Raw genomic sequence first — 20,449 nt, 5'->3', positions numbered from 1 at the left:
CCTATGAAAAAACTGCTGATCGTATCCCCTTATTTCCCACCTGTAAATGCTGCTGATATGCAGCGTGTAAGGATGAGTATTCCCTATTTTGCTGCAAACGGCTGGGAGGTAGAGGTTGTTATTGTGGATGAACAATATTCTGATCTCCCTATTGATCAACTGCTTTTACAAAGTATCCCGGGCGATGTCAGGATCCATAAAGTAAAGGCGCTCCCCAAAAACCTCACTTCAAAATTTGGCTTGGGTAGCATAGCATTACGGTCGTTGCTGTTTTACAAGAAAAAAATCAAGTCACTTTTAAAGTCGAAACAATATGATCTAATCTATTTTTCGACTACGCAGTTCCCCGTTTGTATTTTAGGAGCATATTTTAAAAAGCGCTTTGGCATTCCCTATGTAATTGACATGCAGGACCCCTGGCACTCGGATTATTACCAGGATAAACCAAAGGCCCAACGACCGCGTAAATACTGGTTTTCATACAGGTTGAACAAATACCTGGAGCCTATTGCCATGAACAGCGCGGATGGTTTGATCAGCGTATCCGACCATTACATTACCGATCTTAAAAACCGATACCCTCGTATTCAGCATATCCCGGCAGCAACAATCACCTTCGGGGCCTTTGAACCCGATATGGAAATTGCAGAAAAAAATCAAAGCAATTTCCCCAAGCTACTTGATGACTCTCACGTCAATATAGTATATGTAGGGCGTGGTGGAGCAGACATGCAAAAAGCAGTAAGTACCCTTTTCAAGGCGTTCAAAGCCGGACTGGATTCGGGAAATAAAGCTTTGGAGGCGCTAAGGTTCTACTTTATTGGTACCAGCTATGCACCCGCCGGCGAAGGCAAGCCCAGCATCTTACCGGTTGCCGATCATTTTGGTGTAGCCGGTAACGTAACCGAAATTACCGACAGGATAAGTTATTATCACACGCTGCTCACACTAAAACAGACCGATGTCCTGTTCATACCAGGCTCCGATGATCCAAAATACACCGCTTCGAAAATTTATCCTTATTTGCTAACGCAGAAACCAATACTGGCTATCTTTAATGCCTCGAGTTCGGCAATTGATATCATGAAGGAATATGGAGTAAAACAAGTATATAATTACGATACGGTTACGGATGATGACATCAATACTTTTTTACTTTCTATCGTTCAGGGTAATGAACCGCTCCCTAATTATAACGAAGAAGCCGCTGATAAATATTCTGCGAGGCAAATGACTGTAGAACAATGTAAACTTTTTGACCGTGTTATCAGTGGGAAAAATTAAGAGGACTTTCGGCTTTATTTTAAACCATCCCTTAGGTAAAAGGCATCCGTTTAAGGCGTTGCTGAGATTTTTAGGCTGGCAGCTTCAAAGCAGCATTCAACCTTCAAAATTGTTAATAAAGCCTTTTGTAGGTAACGTAAATTTTTACGTCCGTAAAGGCCTTACCGGGATAACAGGAAACATTTATACCGGACTGCACGAATTTGAGGACATGGCATTTCTGCTTCACTTTTTGACGCCGGAAGATGTTTTCTTTGATATTGGCGCGAACGCGGGTTCGTACACCTTACTGGCCTCCGGTGTTAGTAATGCAAAAACCATTGCTATTGAGGCTTCGTCAACCACAGCGGCATTAACTGCTAAAAATCTCGGGCTGAACAGCTTACAAAACAAGGTTACGATGATCAATGCCGCGGCAGGAGCAACGGCAGGACAGTTAAGCTTTTCGAAAAATGAAGATACCACCAACCACGTGGTGCTTGATAATGAAAAGGCAGATGCGGAAATGATAGATGTGATCACTGTAGATTCGTTAACTGCTGACGACTGTCCCTCACTCATTAAGATTGATGTGGAAGGCTTTGAAACGGAAGTGCTTAAAGGGATGAACGAAACTTTAAAGCAACCAATGCTAAAAGCCATTATCATTGAGCTGAACGGCAGTGGCTCGCGTTACGGGTTTAACGAAGAAGATATTCACCAAACCCTGGTATCTTCGGGTTTTGCGCCATACCGGTATGATCCGTTTACGAGGGGATTAAATTTGATACCCTCATTTGGGCATTATAACACCATTTACTGTCGCGACATCGATTTTATCCTGTCACGATTAAAATCGGCCCCAGCGTTTACAGCACTGGGCGAAAAAATTTAACATGCGCCTCGCCATTATTACCACCCACCCTATTCAATACTATGCTCCGGTATTTAAGCTGCTAAGCCAAAGCATAGAGGTTATGGTATTTTATACATGGGGCGAGGAGGCACAGCAAAAGTTTGATCCCGGTTTCGGTAAAACAATAGCCTGGGATATTCCGCTGCTTGATGGCTACCCTTATCAATGGGTTAAAAACACTGCTCCCAACCCCGGCTCACATCATTTTAAAGGAATAGTAAATCCCGATCTGATTAGCCAAATAAAGAACTGGCAGCCCGATGCTATTTTAGTTTACGGATGGGCTTACAATAGCCATTTGAAAGTTATACGCCATTTCAAAAATAAAATACCGCTTTATTTTCGAGGCGATTCAACATTACTTGACGGGCAAACAGGCTTCAAAAATCTGTTACGCTCATTTGTACTGCGCTGGGTGTATAGCCATGTTGATTATGTTTTTTACGTTGGCTCTAACAACAAGGCATATTTTCAAAAATATGGGTTAAAAAACGATCAGCTTTTTTTTGCACCTCACGCTATCGATAACAGCAGGTTCGCTACTGACAGATCGAAGGAAGCAACAGATATCAGGTCCGGCCTTGGCATTAAACCAAATGATACCGTTATTTTATTCGCGGGTAAATTGGAGGAAAAAAAATCTCCGCAAATTTTACTTGATGCTTTCCTATCGATGGACATGCCAAATACTCATCTGTTGTTTGTTGGGAATGGGCCTTTGGAAAATTCCCTTAAAGCAAACGCTGCTGAGTCGGAAAAAGTTCATTTCTTAGCGTTCCGCAATCAATCGGCCATGCCAGCCATATACCAGGCATGCGATATATTTTGCTTACCTTCAAAAGGACCTAACGAAACATGGGGCCTTGCTGTTAACGAGGCGATGGCGGCGAGCCGGCCTGTACTTGTATCTGATAAATGTGGTTGTGCGATTGATCTTGTTGATTCGGGTATCAACGGAGAGATGTTTGAAGCCGGAAGCCGGTCTTCCTTAATTCAAAAGTTATCTTTGTTGCTTGAAAACAAAACAGGGTTAAGCAACTTAGGCAATAACGCCAAAGCCAAGGTAACTTCCTGGAGCTTTGAAATCCAGGCCGAAACCATCTTGAAAACGCTGAAGAATACATATGCAAAATAACCAGGCGCCCCTTGAGCGTATTATTGTACTATTTATACCCTGGGCTTTAGCCATGTTGTTCGGCGGCGATCCTAAATTATCGTACTGTGTAGCCTGGCTGGGCTCTTTCCTCATATTTTTCCTGACCCTGACCGGATGGGTAAAACCACTGCCGACAGACAGGAGCATAGCCGAGCAACTCATGCGCCCTATTTTTATGGTACAAATCATTTTTGCAGGCTACATGGCTTGCACATCTATTTTTTATTTTTTGGATGTGTTGGGTTATGAGAACTTCGAGAAGGTAACCACTACCCTTATGGATAAAGACCGGCTGGTGCATACCGCTCAATGTCAGCGTTATTATTGCCTGGCCCATGCCTCTTTTGCTTCAGGTATTTTAATGTTCATGAATTATGAAACTAAATCAAAGTATTATATCTCGAAAGAAAAGCTGGCCAATCTTTTGATGATGTTTGCTGTATTTAGTTTCCCGGCTTCTATACTTTTCACCAAGGTTCCTGGTCTGTCTCAATTTGCCAATCAATTCAGTTCACTTAGTTTTATTGCAGGTACCCTGGCACTCGCCTTCGCCATACCGTTAAAAAAGCCCGGTAACACGTTAATCTGTCTCATCTTTTACATATTTAATTTTTACCAGGCCTTAACATCGGGATTTAAAGAGCCCATTATCATAAGCGTACTGGTTTTGGGAATTTTCTTATATCCTAATTATAAAAAAATCGTGATCGGCATTTTTGTTCCGGCGCTATTACTTTTATTCATGTTCCTCCCCACTTATAACCGTATTTTCCGGCAAAACGCGTGGTCGGGGGATGCATCTACCGATGAGGCGACACAACTTGCCCTTGACGCTGCTATAAACAGTGCAAATACAGGAGACGAAGATGACTCTAACTGGGGCTTTTTGGTCTTCAGGCTCAGCGAAATTGATATGTTCATCAAATTCACGCAATCAACGCCAAAAAATATTGATTTTTACGGAACTAAGCTGTTCGAACAATCAGCAATAGCACTTGTACCACGTATTTTCTGGCCTGCAAAACCTATTACCGAAGACCTGGTGATGGAGCGCGTTTTTGACGCTGGTGTAGTTAACAGGGCCTCCTCGGTATCGGCTAAACCAGCTTTTATTGTCGACGCTTATCTCACCGCCGGCGCTCCGGGTATATTCGTAATTATGCTGGTTTATGGGGCTATTGCGCAAATAATTTCGGTAAAGGCCGAGAAACTCTTCGGCGGTTATATCCTGGGCACTGCCTTGATTTTTAGCGGATTATTCCAGATCATGTGGCGCGGACTTAGCTTTGAATTTATCATCAACAACATATTCTGGAGTTATATCAGTATGCTGGCCATCCACAAGATCCTTACTGCAGCCAATATTTTAAAAGAGGTTTAAAGCCTTTGAAGAAAACGTAAGTTTGTATAATAGATAGCGTAATTATTGACACCAGCATATTCCTTCATCATTTTAACCTATAACGAGAAGCAGCATCTGCCCCGTTTACTGGCATCCATCAGGGATTTAAACGCGCCCGTTTTCATCTTAGATTCCGGCAGTGAAGATAATACCATCACTATAGCGCAAAACGCAGGGGCAGTTATTTTACAGCATCCATTCGAAAATCATCCTAAACAATGGGATTTCGCACTTAAAAATTTCGATATCAAAACGCCATGGGTCATTTGCCTGGATGCCGACCAGGAAGTAACACCAGAGCTTCAACAGAAACTTGGCAATTTCAAAGATGAAGACCATCGGGATATTGATGGCATTTACTTTAACCGTAAAAATTACTTTAAGGGGCAATGGATAAAACACGGTGGGTATTATCCTTTTTATTTGTTAAAGATGATCCGGTATGGCAAAGGATATTCAGATCTTAATGAAAATATGGACCACCGTTTCATTGTACCGGGAAAAACCGGGGTTTGGAAAGATGGACATATTTTAGAGGAAAACCTTAAAGAAAATCAAATCAGTTTTTGGATAACCAAACATAACCGTTACAGCGATTTACTGGCGAATGAAGAGGTAGAACGGATACAAAAATTAAGAACACAAACACTCAGGCCAACTTTGTTTGGCTCGCCCGACGAACGTACCGCCTGGCTAAAAAACTTATGGTGGCAATTACCGCGTTATGTAAGGCCGCTGCTCTACTTTACTTACCGGATGATTTTTCAGCTGGGTATTTTAGATGGGCGAACCGGCGTAATATTCCACTTTTTACAGGGCTTTTGGTTCAGGTTAATTGTTGATGTAAAAATTGATGAACTTATTAAAGGCCCGCAGATGAAAGAAGATAAAAAATATACGGAGGTTTCCCCTCTCAAATTTGCGTTTAGTTTCTTGCTTTTATTTCTGATAGTTTATTATTTCAATATCCTGTTTTATGGCGTTACCAGCCCGGGAAATCATTATTATCCTTTCCTGGCCAATAACCTTAATTATATCCAGAGCTTACGCTGGTTTTTATTAAGCTGTAGTACGCAAATTTTAAACTGGCTGGGCTTCACAGCTATACATAACGGGACTCAGCTATTAGTGGCTGGTAAAGGCTCTATCGAGGTTGTTTACTCCTGCCTGGGATTAGGATTAATGAGTTTTTTTGCTGCCTTTGTCATTTCTTACCCTAAACAACTAAAGCAGAAGATGATTTTCCTGGTATCCGGAATCCTGGTTATCCAGACTTTAAATATCATGCGCTTTGTACTTTTGGCTTTATTCTGGAGCAAAAAGGCCAACCGCATTGTTGATCATCACACCATCTTCAATATCATCATATACATTATCATCATGATCAGCCTCTATTTTTGGATTACCAAACACGACCAGGGAAAAGTTCAGGATGCATAAATCCTCTTATCTTTCAAAATAACCCTCCTTTCGGTTTCTTCTCTCTCCCTCTACAATTAATTCGACTTTAAATTTAAACGCATATAAGCTTGCAGGCACGGATAGCCTAAAAACGGAAAGTTAAGGTTCTCTACCGTGAAAATTATCGATTATTTTTTTGATGTTATGAGCGGATTAAACTATAAACTTTTCAGTTGGAAAAAGTTTATAAAAAAAATTTCAGATCGCAATATGATGCAAACTGAAATTAGCTACTTTTCTTTGCTTGTAGCAAAGAAACCCGCAACCTAACGGCCACGAATTTAGATTTATGATAAGGTTTAGGTTTTAAATCACTAAAAGGTAGCAAATTTAAATTCCACCCCTCAGTTTCTTTATGATGCTAAATTAGTTTTAACCATCGTTTTGTGCAATACTGAAAAAGTGGTATATCAGATAGCCCTGAATTTATTAATGGCTTCCACTTTGTTTTGTACCTGCAGCTTAACATAGGTATTGCGGATATGCTTTTTAACTGTGCCTGTAGAAATTTCAAGACGATCTGCAATTTCTTTGTACTGCAGGCCGCGCGCCAGGTGGTTAAGTACTTCAACCTCACGTTCTGTGAGGTTCTCCGCAGAAACGACAGCAGGTTTTGCCGACGCTGTATTAAATGATGCTATTACCCTGCGCGAGATATAGGCACTCATGGGTGAGCCACCCGCCGCTATTTCCGTTATCGCGCTCCTGATCTCATCTGCCGATGATTCCTTGAGCATATAACCGGTCGCGCCGCTCTTTAACGATTCAAAAATATTGGTATTATCGTCGTTTATAGTGCATACTAAAAATTCGGTGCCCGGCAGAAAAGGTTTAGCCCGCCGTATAAATTCAATCCCCGACATACCTTCAAGATTGATATCAACTATGAAAATATCCGGTTTAAGCTGATCTATCTTTTTTAATACGGATTCGGCATTGGTATATGATCCCATCAAACTCACTCCGCTCATGTCATGAATAATCTGTTCCAGTCCGCGCCGGTAATGTAAATTATCCTCTATTAAAATGATCTGGAGCATGCCTTCGGTAAATATAAAACGCTAATATCTTAATTTGTCCCGGCTTTCGTTATACCTATTATGGGGTAGTTAAAGGCTCAGCTTAATGCTTATGGAGGTGCCTTTTCCGGGAGCTGTATCAATCTTCAACTCGGCATTTAACCTTTTTGCACGCGCGTGAATATTACGAATACCCATGGTTTCATGCTTACGAATATCCGGGTCAAAGCCGCGGCCATCATCACGGATGCTAATATGCAGCCGCTCCTTGTACAGGTTGATTGTCAGATAGGCGTTTCGCGCGTTGGAATGTTTAACAATATTATTTAAAACTTCTTTCACAAGCAGGTATATCTGCCGCCTCTTTTCGCCACTGATTATAGTCACAGTTTCACCAACCGAGGTATTTTCATGAAGGTTTATATCGCTGAATTCAAATATCTTAACGGCTTGTTTATGAATAAAGTTGGCCAGGTTACTTACCTCATCGTTTTCCGGGTCAAGGCTCCAGATAATGAGCCTCATCTGGGTAGATATATCAGTAATAGCTTCATGAATACCATCTATTTCCTGAAAATTGGGCTGATCGGCCACCTTCCGGCTCAACAGTTCGGTTCGTAGCTTAATACCAGATATACTAGCCCCCAAATCGTCATGTACTTCGCTACTAATCCGCTGACGTTCGCGTTGCAGGGCAAGCTCGTTTTCATAGTCCTTTTTTTGCAAGCCGATGATGGACAGGTAGTATTTGCGTACCAGCAAAAACACTATAACTATCGCGCTTATGATGGCCAGGGCCTGCAACCATAATTGCTGGTACCATAAAGGCATCACAGTAAACTGAAAAATAAGCGACGGGCTTAACTGGTTAAAACGGTCGGCCGCCACTGCTTCCAGCTCATAGTTCCCCGGAGGCAACAAGTCAAACCTTTTTTCGCCGGTGGGTGCTACACTCCAGTTTTTATCAACACCCTTTAGCCTAAACCGGTATTGTATTTTACCCATGCTTTTGTAGGACAGGGCAACGCAATTAAACACAACCGGCTGGCCATAAGTAAACCTATTTTGAGCTCCGGGCACTCCATCATTAATCAATATTGGTCTGGGCAGGTGCCTGTTCCCCAGGTTTTGAGTAACCGCTATGCCCCTGTCTGTCGCTATATAATAATTAAGACCGTATTTTACTACATCAGCCACATTATCTGACGGAAGCCCATTACTGGTATTGATTAGACTTATCTTGTAGTTATGATAATTATTACTGAAGCTAATAACACTTACACCATTTGCCGTACAAGCCCATAGGGTGTTAGCGTCTGTCCATACCAATTTACGAATATCGCCAGAAGAGATAAGAGGCGAATTAAATTGCAGCGTTCTTTCTCCGGTTAATAAAAATAAGCCCTGGGCTTCGGTACCGACTGCATATACCTCATCATTTGAGGCCAGGCATTTGACAACATTTATCCCTTTATCAGCCAATAGCCGTACATAAGTAATATCATTAGTAGCTGGTAGTAAACGGTACAACCCATAAAGCGAACCTATCAGCAGCTTGTTGTTAAACCAGGCAAGGGATGTCATGCGTACAGGCCTAAATCTGTAGCCTTTTATGCGTTTGAATTGCTTTGACAATACAACAACAGAATTTTGTGAAATAAAACACACTGTATCAGGCCGCTGAGCAATTCCTTTTATGGGACCCGAAAAATAATTTTTGGGACGCCATGATGACGGATTTTTATTGGAAACATCTAATCCGAATAAGCCATTATCCGTACCTATGATAAGCCTGTTACCCGGAATTGTAAGTAAATTGGTGATCCTGTTAAAATCAGAGCGGTTTTGATTTAAGGATATAGTGCCTATGGGTGGCCTTGGATTGGCATCAAGTTTTATATAACTCAGCGTGCTTAAAACGTGCCCGGCAAAAAGATAGCCTCCCGCAATTCCCAATTTTAAAGCGTCTTCATTTGCCAAACCGCTTTCCTGATCAATAACCTTTACTTCGGGATTGGTACTTAAAAAAAAGCCTTTATCATAACTGCCGAACCATAAATTATTTTCCCTGTCGATAAGGGTTGAGGTGGTGATATGATTATTAAGATAGTTTCTTCGTTCGCCGGTAATATAGTCTATAATATATGTGCCTTGTTTTACAGTGGTAACGGCAAAAGTATGTTTCCCGGTGAGGTAAACTGAGGTCACGTTACCGGTAAAGGCGAATTTCTCCAGAGGAATGATCCCGCTTCTTTCATACTGATAAACATGCACCCAGTCTTTAGTTATCAATAACAGGTGATTTTGTTCAATAGCTAATCTGTAAGGCCTGGTATTGTTATTAGCTGTTTCATAGTTTAGCTGGCCTTCCGACAGCTCTTTTTCGAGCATATCAAGGTCATTTTCAGATAGGATAATCTCCTCTCCGTCCGAACCATAAATATACCCGCTCAAGTGCCGCAGGGTATGCCGTTTTGATTTTAGCTCGTCAAAGTGATATACTTTTGTACTTAGCCTATAATTTACACAAAGCTCGTTATAGCGGTTAAAAAAGAAATTGGCAAAAGGTAATACAATTACCTTTTGAGATGAATTAAGCTTATGTATAAGTCCGTTTTCATAATAACAAACCTTATAATTACTGCAGTAAAAAAAAATCCGGTGGTAATTATCTTCGGCTATCCGGAAGCATTCGTTGCTTTCCAGGCCATCGGCCGATGTGAAATTTTTAAAATGCTGCCCATCAAACCTGCTTACGCCTTTATCTGTGGCTATCCAGATAAAGCCCCGGCTGTCCTGCATGATATAATTAACCCTTGAACTGAGCAAGCCTTCCGTAGCGTTGTAGTTTTTAAGGTAAACTACCTGGTAGGGCGTATAGGCATATACCCGCCATGGGAATAAAAACAGTGTTATTACTAAGAATTTAAAAAAAGAGCTTTTTAGCGGCATTTTTATTATTTGTATCGATTTATTATCGGTACTCTTTAAACAAGATACAACTATACAAAATATATAACCCCGTTAATTATATCAACTGATAAATATAGAAAGAAATGCCATGCAAATAAGTAAGCTCCTTCCCTATTATAATTATATATAATCTGTCTAAACGTAATATTAATTGATATGGTTCAGGCAGATATTTCATGCAGTGGATATAATAGTACTATCAAACACGAAAAAGTTACCCTGCGCAAGCAGTGAAGATCTTATTACGTTGCTTATTTTTGAGCAGACATGAGCATATTACCGTTTAAATCAAAGATTAGCCAGGAGCAGGTTTTAAAGATCAGTCCTTTTAAGGAGGTGATTAAACCCACTGTACCGCACAAACACGCCGGGTATTTTGAGCTGATTGTTTTGAGCGACGGCGCCGGCGAGCATGTGATAGATGATATTACATACGAGGTAAACCCGCCCATGATATTTTTCCTGAAACCAGGGCAAACGCATTGCTGGAATTTCACTCGCATACCCAAAGGTTATGTGGTGCTATTTAAGGAAGAATTACTTGACGCCCAACTACTTGCACTGGTTTACCAGCTAAATATTCTGATAGATGTGCAGGATAGCCGCGCTTATATGCAGTTACTGGCCTTATTTCATGAAGAATACACGCAAACCCAAACAGAGATCCCGGTACTAATGGCTTATATGCGCCTGCTCCTGGAAAAAACCGACGCACTTTCTGGCAAGGGCCCAAAGCCGCCCGCAAACGCCTTATATTACCAGTTCAAGAGCCTGTTACATAATACTGATGCTGGGGCAAAAAATGTGAAGGATTATGCAGACGAACTGAATGTATCCACACACCAGCTTATCCAGGTTTGCCGCGAAGCTAACGGCAAAACCCCGTCGATGATGCTGACTGAGCGCCTGCTGCTGGAGGCTAAAACCTTATTATCGGCCACAGATCACCCGATCAAAGAGATTGCGCATGTATTGCATTTCACCGATACCTCCCACTTTGTTAAGTTTTTTAAAACCAATACTAACCTTACCCCGGGGGCATACCGCGAATTATCACAGTCCAGGCACTAAATATACCGTACAAGGCTGCAATACTACCGCGTACCCTGCAAACGTCAGGGTATTTTTGGGCAAGAATCAGCCATGAAAAAACTGTTTGCTTTTTTTCTGCTTTGCAGCCCGGTACTTCTTTTTGCACAAACCGCCCAGCTAAAAGGCAGAGCTTTAGATAACCAGAACCATCTGCCTATAGCATATGCGAGCGTTGCCATGATCCGCTCCGGCGATTCGGCCCTGGTGACAGGTACAGTTACCAAAGCCAACGGCACTTTCTGGTTCGGGAAAATAGCAGCCGGGACTTATCGCTTAAAAATTGCCTTCATCGGCTATCGCGATATCATCAAAACAGACATCCGCTTAACTAAAGGCCAGCAACTCAATCTCGGCGACGTACTTTTGCAACCGGCCAGTAAACTGCTGAACGAAGTTAATGTAAAAGGCCAGCAGGTAAATGCTGTTAATAAAATCGACAAGCAAGTTTACAGGGCCGGTCAGTTTGAAGCAGCCCGCGGTGGCTCGGCTATTGATGTGATCAAAAACCTGCCATCAGTATCTGTTAATGGCGAAGGGAACATCAGCATGCGAGGTTCAGAAAGCTTTATGGTGCTTGTAAATGGCAAACCAGTTATTACCGATGCGCAAACCGTGCTTTCGCAAATACCCGCTAATTCGATAGCGAATATTGAAGTAATTACCTCGCCATCGGCTAAATACGATCCCGACGGGCGGGGTGGCATTCTCAATATCATCACAAAAAAAGGCGCAACAGATGGCATAACACTGGCAACCAATGTACAGGGAGGCCTACCCAGCACCGGCTATTTCGGCAATACGCGTAAACCGGTGCGTTTTGGTGCCGATGCTACCCTGAATTACCGTAAAGGCAAATGGGATATTTCGGTAGGTGGTAACTATAACCGCAACGACAATGCCGGGTATCGTGAAGGTGATGTTTACACTAAAAACTTTGCTGCAGGCACTATCACCCGCTTCCCTTCAACCGGAGAACGCAGTTTCAAAAAGTACAATTATGCAGGTCGTGCATCCATCAACTTCACGGCAGACGCGGCCAATGTTTTCTCGGGAGGCCTGTTCCTGGGCCAACGCTACCAGGATCGTGTTGCCGATCTCCTCTATCACAACACTACATCAAACCTGAGCAATAATGCGCTTATTAAAAATACAACCTATTATAATTCCAACCTCCAAACAAAAGAGGGTAGCTTTGCACTGGCCAACCTGGATTATACGCATACTTTTCATGATAAATCAACCCTGACTGCGGGTATGGTTTATGAACACGCAGATCTTTACGGCAACACCAAAAACCGGAACCTGCATTATCCCAACACAGCCGATACTATTCAATATGTATATAATCCTTACAAAAGACCTATTACGGGTTATCGTTTCAGGTTAGATTATAGCCTACCCATAGGAAAAGGCAAGCTGGAAAGCGGTTATCAGCTAAGATATGATACACAAGACGGGCAGTTTGATTATTTAGTTACACCTCCCACGTCGCAGCCGGATGCTGCCAAATTTCAAGGCAGCCTGCATGCAAAAAATGTCATCAACTCTGTTTACAGTCAGTATACAGGTAAATCGGGCCAATGGGAATATAACGGAGGCCTGCGGTATGAATATGCCAGCCGGTCGGTTACCCTTTCCTATGATCCAACAATACACCGGCTCAACTTATCAAACCTCTTTCCGTCGGTATTGATACAGTATAATTTAAGCGAGGGTTGGAAGCTTAAGGCCGATTACAGCAGACGCATTAACCGCACCACCAACCTGGAGCTGAACCCTATCCCCGAGCGCGAGCATTCGGAAACACTGGAAGAAGGCGACCCCGACCTGCTACCCGAATTTATTGATCAGGCAGAACTGGGTTTAACACACAGCTTTAAATCGGGTACGTTTTTTTTAACCGGTTATTATCAGCATATCAAAAACCCGATACAGCGCCTTAACAGTGTTTATGCCGATACCATACTAAACCGGGTTTACACCAATGCAGGCGTTGCCAACCAAATAGGTGTGGAAATGGGGACTAACCTGCAACTCAAAAAATGGTGGAGCTTATATTTAGGCGCCAACGCCTATAATTACCATATTAGTGGCGATATCCGCATTCTTGATCAGCCTTTTGCCGTTAACAACCAGCGCTTGGCCTATACATTGAATATGAACACAGCTTTCCAGTTTAGTAAAACCTGGAGCGCGCAGGCTAATTTCAACTACCTGTCCAAACGTCCTACGGCGCAGGGCGAAGATTCCCGGTATTTTATTCCCAATACTTCGGTAAAGAAAACTTTCATGAACGGCCGTTTGGCAGCATCATTACTTTGGCAAAATATCGGCATTTTTAACGCGGCCAGGCAACGGATCACCACTTCGGGTACCGACTTCTATACCACCACTAATTACATTTATGAAACCAATGTGTTATTGATCAACCTGAGTTTTAACCTCAACCGTTTTACCAGTAAGCTAAAATTACCTAACAGCGAATTAAACGACCGGGAGTTTTAATATTGCATAATCAGCAAAACATAACCTGATGTAAATCTATTTAACTTAAAGTCCAAGAAGCTTGTCGGCATTTTGGTGTGCAATTTTTGCTACCTGATCGGGCGGAAGTTGTATTTCATTCAAAAAATCAATACCCATCTGATTACTGCTAAAAGGATAATCTACCGACACCATAATGTTGTCGATACCGATAGTATCCAGGGCCAGTTGCAGTGGTGGCTGTGTAAAAAAGCCGCTTGTGGTTATATACAACTGCTCACGAAAAGTATCCTCCAGTGTGCGTTGATTCGCGGCCCCGTTGCCCGGCTGAAAAGCGCGATTTGACCGCACCCACATCATAGGCAGCATTTCACCCATGTGGCCGATGATTACTTTCAGCTTCGGATACTTATCAAATGTACCTGCTGCTAAAAGCCGAAGTACGTGGACTGCCGTTTCAGAATGCCAGCCCCATCCCCAGCATGCTATCGCCTCAAACGCTCCCGTTTTACCGCCAACATTACTATAGTATGCATCCATTACTGCTTGCGGCGGCAGGCCGGGATGGATATAGATTGGGACACCAAGTTTTTCGGCTTTTTCAAATATTGGCGCAAATTTTGGCGCATCCAGAAATTCGCCGTTGGTAAGGCCCCTGATCATCGCGCCTCGGAAATCTAAATCGTTTACCGTGCGTTCTAACTCATCTGCGGCAGCCATCGGCGCGGTCATCGGGAGATGGGCAAACGCAGTAAAACGCCCGCGGTGATCGCTGATTTTTTCGGCCAGCATGTTATTATATTTTGTGGCAAAATATGGCGCGGCGGTACTATCTAATAAATTTACATCTGTGTTTTCGACTGAAAGCACCTGCATCGAAATACCACATTGGTCCATCGAGGTTAAACGTTCGCCGGAGATGTCGGCCAGCTTGGGCATCATATGTGCAGCAGCAGTCGAATGTCGTCTTTTACTAAGTATATCAGCCGGCAAAAATCCGCTCATTTCAGGAAATGAAACATGCTCTTCTATGGTTACTATTCTCATTTTCACAAGTATTTAAATCAATACAAAGTAAATGCAGTGAGTGTTAACCATCAATGGACAATTAACGAGATTAATAGAACAATTCCCGGTATATCATACCGTCCAAAATGCGTTCTGAGCGATTTGATTATATGAGAATTGAACAATTACCGGAAAGTAAGCAAAGTGTGCCGTGCAGTATCTGGTCACTATTTAAAAAACATATAATATAGGCAAAGGATAGTCGATACTTGTTTAAAGCAGCTCCGCAGATGTTTCAAGGCCATGGTTATCTGGTTTTCGACGGTTCGTTTGGATATTCCGAGGCGGCCGGCTATTTCCTGATTGCTCAGGTTGTCCATACGGCTCATATAAAATATTTCCTGGCAGCGTTTAGGTAGTTTTTCCAGGTACTGACTTAGCTCCTTTAACAGTTCCTGGTTTTTGATACGGAAATCGCCCTGGTTATAATCTGGCAGGTTGCTCATTTCCAGGTCGCCAAGTTCTAAGGTTACGGGTGGCTTCGCGGCACGCATACGGTTATATACCTGATAGCGAATGGCCGATAATAAAAAATTAGGAACAGATTCTATTTCCAGTTGGCCACGGCGTTCCCAAATATTCAGGAAAACATCATGTACTGCCTCTTCGCTTTGCTCGCGGTCTTTCAGGTATCTTAGGGCAGTTTTATACAACCTCACCCAGTAGCGGTCAAAAAGCATAGCAAACGCATGCTCATCGTCGTTACGAACGGCAAGCCAAAGCTCCGGATCACTAACAGGGGTATTATACATATAACTGGTCGGATAAAATTAGGAATAATTCAACACTTAAGACAGCCTGTAAAAAAAAATCAAAAAATGTATGTGTGTGCCTGCATGAAATTTACACTAACACCATATAAACCTGCAATTACAACCTAATGATAACCAAAGACGAGTTCCTGGCACTGTATGAGAAATACATGAGCGGCCAATGTACCGATGCTGAAAAACAGCTATTGGATGCATACCGCGATGAAATGCTATTGGCCGAAGAAGGTTGGGATGATGAAGATGCTAATGAAGCCGATGTACGCGCCCGTATATGGCAACGCCTAAACCAAAACCGAAAAGTAGTACCAATAAGCAAACACAAAATTTATAAAAGCAGGTGGTTGCAAATAGCGGCAGTTTTACTGGTGGCTCTATCAGCAGGATTGCTTTTTATCCCGGCTAAAAAAAATCAGGAAACTGGTAATGTAAACCTGACAGCAAATAACCACCCAAAACCTATTGTTCCAGGCAGCAACAAGGCCTACCTCACCTTAGCCAATGGATCACAGATTGTACTGGACGATGCAAAAAATGGAGCACTGGCAAATCAATCGGCGGTGACAGTAAATAAAACCGGCAATGGCGTAGTGGTTTATAAATTTGACAGAAAAGCTGGCGAAAAGGGACAAAAAGACATCCCTGAAATCAATACCATTACCACCCCCCGTGGCGGTCAATACCAGGTTATACTGGCAGATGGCACCAAAGTACAGCTCAACGCTGCTTCATCAATCAGGTTTCCGGAGTTTTTTAACGGGACCAACCGCGAAGTTGAATTGACCGGCGAGGCCTATTTTGAGGTCGCAAAAGATAAGGCGCATCCATTTATAGTTAAAGCCAACGGTACGCAGGTACAGGTATTTGGCACCCACTTTAACATTAACGCATATAACGATAACCAGGAAATCACCACCACGTTGCTTGAAGGCTCAGTTAAAATGAGCAAGGGCCAGGCGGCAGTAATGCTGTTACCGGGTCAGCAAGGCAGTGTAAATCAAAACGGTTCATCAATAAAGGTACAAAAGGCCGATGTTGAAGCAAACATGGCATGGATCAATGGCTTTTTTGTATTTCATGATCAAAGTATTGTGAATATCATGAAGCAGGTAAGCCGCTGGTACAATGTGGATATCGAATATCAGGATGCCCAGGTTCAGGAAAACGAATTTGGTGGTACTATATCAAAATACAAGGATATTAAAGAGTTGCTTGATAATATTAAGCTAACCGGTAGTATCCATTACAAAATTGAAGGAAGGAGGGTTATCATTATGAAGTAATCAGCTACTTACATAATGCTATCCTTAAAGATGGCCAGGAGCGTTCGCACCGCCCCTGGCACAATGCTACGGGTAGCAAATCAGGTCAGTTAACGATCATTTTTCTCACAACCAATTATTTAACCTAACATTCAAATGTACAAAAATTCTACTGCATTAAGGCGCGGGCAGATACCCCGTGCTGTATCAAAAATATTTCTGTTCATGAAATTGTCGTTCTTTTTGTGTCTGGTTTCGATACTTCAGGTAAGTGCCTCAACCACATTTGCACAAAGGATAAGCCTAAGTAAAAATAATGCTTCGCTGGTGGAAACGCTTAAGGACATCCACAGGCAAAGCGGCTATAGCGTGCTTTATAACACCAAAATGCTAAAAAAGGCGTTGCCCGTAAGTGTAGACCTTAAGGATGCAGCACTTGAAGAGGTATTGCGCGAGTGCTTTCGTGATCAGCCTTTTAGTTATGTCATTAACAATACCACCATTGTAGTTACCCCCAAACCTGCCGAAAAAAAACCGGCCCAGGTGATAACAGTTACAGGTACGGTAAAAGATCAGAAAGGTGCCCCTTTACCGGGGGTAACCATAAAGGTGAAAGGCACCAACACAGGAGCGCAAACCAATATTGACGGTAATTATAGCATTACTGTGGATAATAACGCCGTACTTGTTTACTCATTTGTAGGCTTCATTAACCAGGAAATACCAGTTGGCAACCAAACCAAAATTGATGTAGTGCTTAAAGAACAAACATCGGCACTTAACGAAATTGTGGTGGTTGGTTATGGTACACAAAAAAAGGTAAACCTTACAGGTGCCGTAGCAACGGTAACCGGCGAAACACTGAATAAACGCCCTGTAGTGAATACAGCGTCGATGCTTGAAGGTTTAGCCCCGGGTGTACAGGTAAACACAGGTTCGGGCGAGCCGGGAAACGAGGCTGTATCTATCCGTATCCGTGGTAACAGCACGTTTAGCGGTGCAGGTTCAGATCCATTGGTGTTGATTGATGGCGTGCCTGGTAACTTTGCTGATCTTAACCCAACCGATATCGATAACATATCTGTTCTGAAAGACGCAGCTTCGGCTTCCATATATGGTTCAAGGGCCGCAAACGGTGTGGTATTGGTAACAACCAAACAAGGCAAAGCCGGCCAAATGTCTGTTACTTATGATGGCAATTTAGGCTATAACAGTCCTACTAAAATGTTTAAACTGGTAACCAACTCCGCCCAATATATGGAGATGTTTAACCAGGCCCGCATCAACAGCGGTACTACTGACCCGGGTTCGCTTTATCCGCAAGACCAGATCGACCTGTATCGTACCAGTACAGACAGGCTGCATTATCCGAATACCGATTGGTTAAGCCTCATCTTCAGGACAGCGGTAACACAAAACCACAACCTGACTTTTAGTGGTGGCAGCGAAAAAACTACTTACAATGTATCATTAGGTTATGTTGATCAGGATGGTATTGAGCGGGGATTTGATTACAAACGATATAGCGCACGTATCAATTTAACTTCAAAAATCAACGACCATATCAAATTTGGGACTAACGTATTGCTAAAATCAGGTACCAGGGGCGCTGTGGCCGGTAACCCTTCATCGCCAAGCCAATGGGACGGTTCATCTATGGACCTTTTCCTTTCGGCCATGTCGCAGGCTCCTACTTACGGCCCTTACCTTACTGATGGCAGCGGACACTACACCTACAAAGCGTACGACTTTGAGTACAACAACAAAAACCCTATAGCTGTATTGGATCAAAACTTCCGGAGGATCACTAATGATTATGCGGTAAATGCTCAGGGCTGGTTTGAAGTTCAGTTTAACAAAGACTTTTCATGGTATACTAAAGGTGCCGTAAACTTCAACATGAATAAGTACAAGGATTTTAAAGCCACCCTTGATGAGTATAACTTTAAAACTAATCAACTGGCTACCTCGCTTGACCTTGGTAAAGGCTTAACCGATCAGGATGAGCAAACAGTATACACCAACTTATTCAGTTATTTAAACTACGCACATAATTTCCATGGGCATAACCTTAAGGCACAAGTTGGCTACAGTATTGAGCAAAGTAAATATCAATACCTGCAGGGCTACCGTAAAAACTTTCCAGACCTTGATCTGCAAGAGTTAAATGCAGGCGGTTCGGACATACAAAATGCTTATGGCAGCAGCAATCAATGGGCTTTAATGTCGTACTTCGGCCGTTTAAATTATGATTATCTGGGCCGTTACCTGTTAGAGGCTAACGTGCGCGATGACGGAAGTTCAAAATTTGCCGGTAAAAACAAATGGGGCGTGTTTCCATCGTTTTCGGCAGGCTGGCGTGTTACAGAAGAGCCCTTTGTAAAAGCCATGAATTTAACCTGGTTGGATAACTTCAAACTAAGAGGGTCATGGGGGCAATTGGGTAATCAGAATATAGTTATTAATGGCTACGGCGCCAATTATCCATACCAGGCCTTACTGAATTTCACCGGTAACTATTCCTTTGACAATTCAACATTGGTAACCGGTGTAGCTCAGCAAAACCTGAACAACCCGGCCATTAAATGGGAAACTACCACCATGACTGATATTGGCCTGGATGTTACCGTTTTCAAAAACTTTAACTTAACTGCCGATTGGTATAACAAAACAACATCTGATATTTTACGACAGGCCCAGGTTACAGCGGCTGTTGGCTTGAGCGCCCCTACTATTAATGATGGTTCGGTGAATAACCGAGGTATTGAACTTGGTGTATCATATAATAACGTAATAACTGACGGTGCTTTAAGAGGTTTAGCCTTTAATGTAGGCGCAAACGTTGATCATAACAGGAATAAGCTGGTAAAATTTGGTCAGACCGAAATTGGTGACTATACCATTAACCAAAACGGACAGCCATGGAATTCATTCTACATGTTGCAGGTTATCGGCATATTCCAGTCGGCACAGGAAGTAGCTAACTCCCCTAAACAGTTTTCTGACTCTACACTACCAGGCGATTTAAAATACAAAGATGTAAACGGTGACGGCAAAATTGACCAGAATGATAGAACCATTATTGGCGGCGTTTATCCAAAATTAAACTACTCATTTAACCTATCAGCCAGCTTTAAAGGTTTTGATTTGTCGGCCATGATGCAGGGCGTTTATGGCGTTAAATCATATGTGTCTGGCTGGGGTACTATACCTTTTGTACAGGGATCATCACCAACTACAGATTGGCTGAACGCCTGGACACCAGAGCATCCTTCAACCACTATGCCACGCCTTTATTTCGGCCAAAGTGCACCTGATAAAATCGGTCGCCGGTCTTCATATTTCCTGCAGGATGCATCATACTTAAGGCTTAAAAACCTGGTGTTTGGTTATACCCTTCCGTCGCAGCTTACCAAAAAGATAGGTATCAACAGGTTAAGGGTTTATTTTGCAGGCGATAACTTGTTAACTATTACCAAGTTTAAAGGCCTTGACCCTGAACGTTATGGCAGCGGCGACCAGGTGCAGTACCCGCAAAATAAAATCTACTCTTTTGGTTTGAACGTTTCCTTTTAATTAGCCC

General features: G+C 42.6%; 13 protein-coding genes. 9 read left to right on the top strand and 4 right to left on the bottom strand.

Features of this window, described 5'->3' with window-relative positions:
• Positions 1-3 precede the first annotated feature (3 nt).
• From DUL71_RS04420 to xrtY, 5 genes are read left to right on the top strand one after another with little or no spacing between them, the layout of a single operon-like run.
• The gene (locus DUL71_RS04420; RefSeq protein ID WP_244228698.1) at positions 4-1,284 is read left to right on the top strand and encodes a glycosyltransferase; all 1,281 of its coding nucleotides are present in this window, start codon (positions 4-6) and stop codon (positions 1,282-1,284) included.
• The gene (locus DUL71_RS04415; protein WP_208645473.1) at positions 1,271-2,158 is read left to right on the top strand and encodes an FkbM family methyltransferase; all 888 of its coding nucleotides are present in this window, start codon (positions 1,271-1,273) and stop codon (positions 2,156-2,158) included. Before DUL71_RS04420 ends, DUL71_RS04415 begins: the two co-directional genes overlap by 14 nt.
• 1 nt (position 2,159) lies before the next feature.
• Positions 2,160-3,314 carry a glycosyltransferase family 4 protein gene (locus DUL71_RS04410; RefSeq protein ID WP_114936908.1) on the top strand — a complete coding sequence of 385 codons (1,155 nt, stop codon included), beginning with the start codon at positions 2,160-2,162 and terminating at the stop codon, positions 3,312-3,314.
• On the top strand, positions 3,304-4,716 hold the full coding sequence (locus DUL71_RS04405; RefSeq protein ID WP_244228697.1) for an exosortase Y-associated Wzy-like protein: 1,413 nt from the start codon (positions 3,304-3,306) through the stop codon (positions 4,714-4,716). The genes DUL71_RS04410 and DUL71_RS04405 overlap by 11 nt, the downstream gene beginning before the upstream one ends.
• Positions 4,717-4,761: 45 nt before the next feature.
• Entirely contained in the window at positions 4,762-6,177 is a 1,416-nt protein-coding gene (gene xrtY / locus DUL71_RS04400) for an exosortase Y (protein ID WP_114936907.1), read from the top strand.
• 431 nt (positions 6,178-6,608) lie between these two features.
• Here the strand turns inward: xrtY and DUL71_RS04395 are convergent, their stop codons facing one another.
• Together DUL71_RS04395 and DUL71_RS04390 are read right to left on the bottom strand one after the other, a co-directional pair.
• A complete protein-coding gene (locus DUL71_RS04395) occupies positions 6,609-7,238 on the bottom strand; it encodes a response regulator (protein WP_114936906.1) in 630 nt (209 codons plus the stop codon).
• Between the two features lie 69 nt (positions 7,239-7,307).
• On the bottom strand, positions 7,308-10,169 hold the full coding sequence (locus DUL71_RS04390; protein WP_114936905.1) for a sensor histidine kinase: 2,862 nt from the start codon (positions 10,167-10,169) through the stop codon (positions 7,308-7,310).
• Positions 10,170-10,457: 288 nt separating this feature from the next.
• On the opposite strand from DUL71_RS04390, the gene DUL71_RS04385 reads away from it, so the two are divergent.
• Together DUL71_RS04385 and DUL71_RS04380 are read left to right on the top strand one after the other, a co-directional pair.
• Positions 10,458-11,261 (top strand): AraC family transcriptional regulator, encoded by an 804-nt coding sequence (locus DUL71_RS04385; protein ID WP_114936904.1) that lies wholly within the window; start codon positions 10,458-10,460, stop codon positions 11,259-11,261.
• A gap of 72 nt (positions 11,262-11,333) precedes the next feature.
• Positions 11,334-13,787 carry a TonB-dependent receptor gene (locus DUL71_RS04380; protein WP_114936903.1) on the top strand — a complete coding sequence of 818 codons (2,454 nt, stop codon included), beginning with the start codon at positions 11,334-11,336 and terminating at the stop codon, positions 13,785-13,787.
• Between the two features lie 45 nt (positions 13,788-13,832).
• Here DUL71_RS04380 and DUL71_RS04375 read toward each other — a convergent pair whose 3' ends face one another.
• Together DUL71_RS04375 and DUL71_RS04370 are read right to left on the bottom strand one after the other, a co-directional pair.
• Positions 13,833-14,813 carry an amidohydrolase family protein gene (locus DUL71_RS04375; protein WP_114936902.1) on the bottom strand — a complete coding sequence of 327 codons (981 nt, stop codon included), beginning with the start codon at positions 14,811-14,813 and terminating at the stop codon, positions 13,833-13,835.
• Between the two features lie 188 nt (positions 14,814-15,001).
• The gene (locus tag DUL71_RS04370) at positions 15,002-15,586 is read right to left on the bottom strand and encodes an RNA polymerase sigma factor (protein ID WP_114936901.1); all 585 of its coding nucleotides are present in this window, start codon (positions 15,584-15,586) and stop codon (positions 15,002-15,004) included.
• Between the two features lie 128 nt (positions 15,587-15,714).
• Here DUL71_RS04370 and DUL71_RS04365 point away from each other — a divergent pair, with 128 nt between their 5' ends.
• Positions 15,715-16,887: a FecR family protein gene (locus DUL71_RS04365; protein WP_114936900.1), complete on the top strand. Its 1,173-nt coding sequence runs from the start codon at positions 15,715-15,717 to the stop codon at positions 16,885-16,887.
• Between the two features lie 135 nt (positions 16,888-17,022).
• Complete coding sequence (locus DUL71_RS04360) at positions 17,023-20,442, top strand: TonB-dependent receptor (protein ID WP_161964368.1); 3,420 nt, start codon at positions 17,023-17,025, stop codon at positions 20,440-20,442.
• The last annotated feature ends 7 nt before the right edge of the window (positions 20,443-20,449 follow it).

This window comes from Mucilaginibacter endophyticus (assembly GCF_003351025.1).
GTDB classification, from domain to species: domain Bacteria; phylum Bacteroidota; class Bacteroidia; order Sphingobacteriales; family Sphingobacteriaceae; genus Mucilaginibacter; species Mucilaginibacter endophyticus.
The sequence above is the reverse complement of the archived record's forward strand: the minus strand, read 5'-3'. Positions and strand labels throughout refer to the sequence as shown.

Coding starts and splice junctions, on each gene's coding strand:
- DUL71_RS04420 (WP_244228698.1), top strand. CDS start 4: ATGAAAAAACTGCTGATCGTATCCCCTTATTTCCCACCTGTAAATGCT.
- DUL71_RS04410 (WP_114936908.1), top strand. CDS start 2,160: ATGCGCCTCGCCATTATTACCACCCACCCTATTCAATACTATGCTCCG.
- DUL71_RS04405 (WP_244228697.1), top strand. CDS start 3,304: ATGCAAAATAACCAGGCGCCCCTTGAGCGTATTATTGTACTATTTATA.
- DUL71_RS04395 (WP_114936906.1), bottom strand. CDS start 7,238: ATGCTCCAGATCATTTTAATAGAGGATAATTTACATTACCGGCGCGGA.
- DUL71_RS04390 (WP_114936905.1), bottom strand. CDS start 10,169: ATGCCGCTAAAAAGCTCTTTTTTTAAATTCTTAGTAATAACACTGTTT.
- DUL71_RS04385 (WP_114936904.1), top strand. CDS start 10,458: ATGAGCATATTACCGTTTAAATCAAAGATTAGCCAGGAGCAGGTTTTA.
- DUL71_RS04380 (WP_114936903.1), top strand. CDS start 11,334: ATGAAAAAACTGTTTGCTTTTTTTCTGCTTTGCAGCCCGGTACTTCTT.
- DUL71_RS04375 (WP_114936902.1), bottom strand. CDS start 14,813: ATGAGAATAGTAACCATAGAAGAGCATGTTTCATTTCCTGAAATGAGC.
- DUL71_RS04370 (WP_114936901.1), bottom strand. CDS start 15,586: ATGTATAATACCCCTGTTAGTGATCCGGAGCTTTGGCTTGCCGTTCGT.
- DUL71_RS04365 (WP_114936900.1), top strand. CDS start 15,715: ATGATAACCAAAGACGAGTTCCTGGCACTGTATGAGAAATACATGAGC.
- DUL71_RS04360 (WP_161964368.1), top strand. CDS start 17,023: ATGTACAAAAATTCTACTGCATTAAGGCGCGGGCAGATACCCCGTGCT.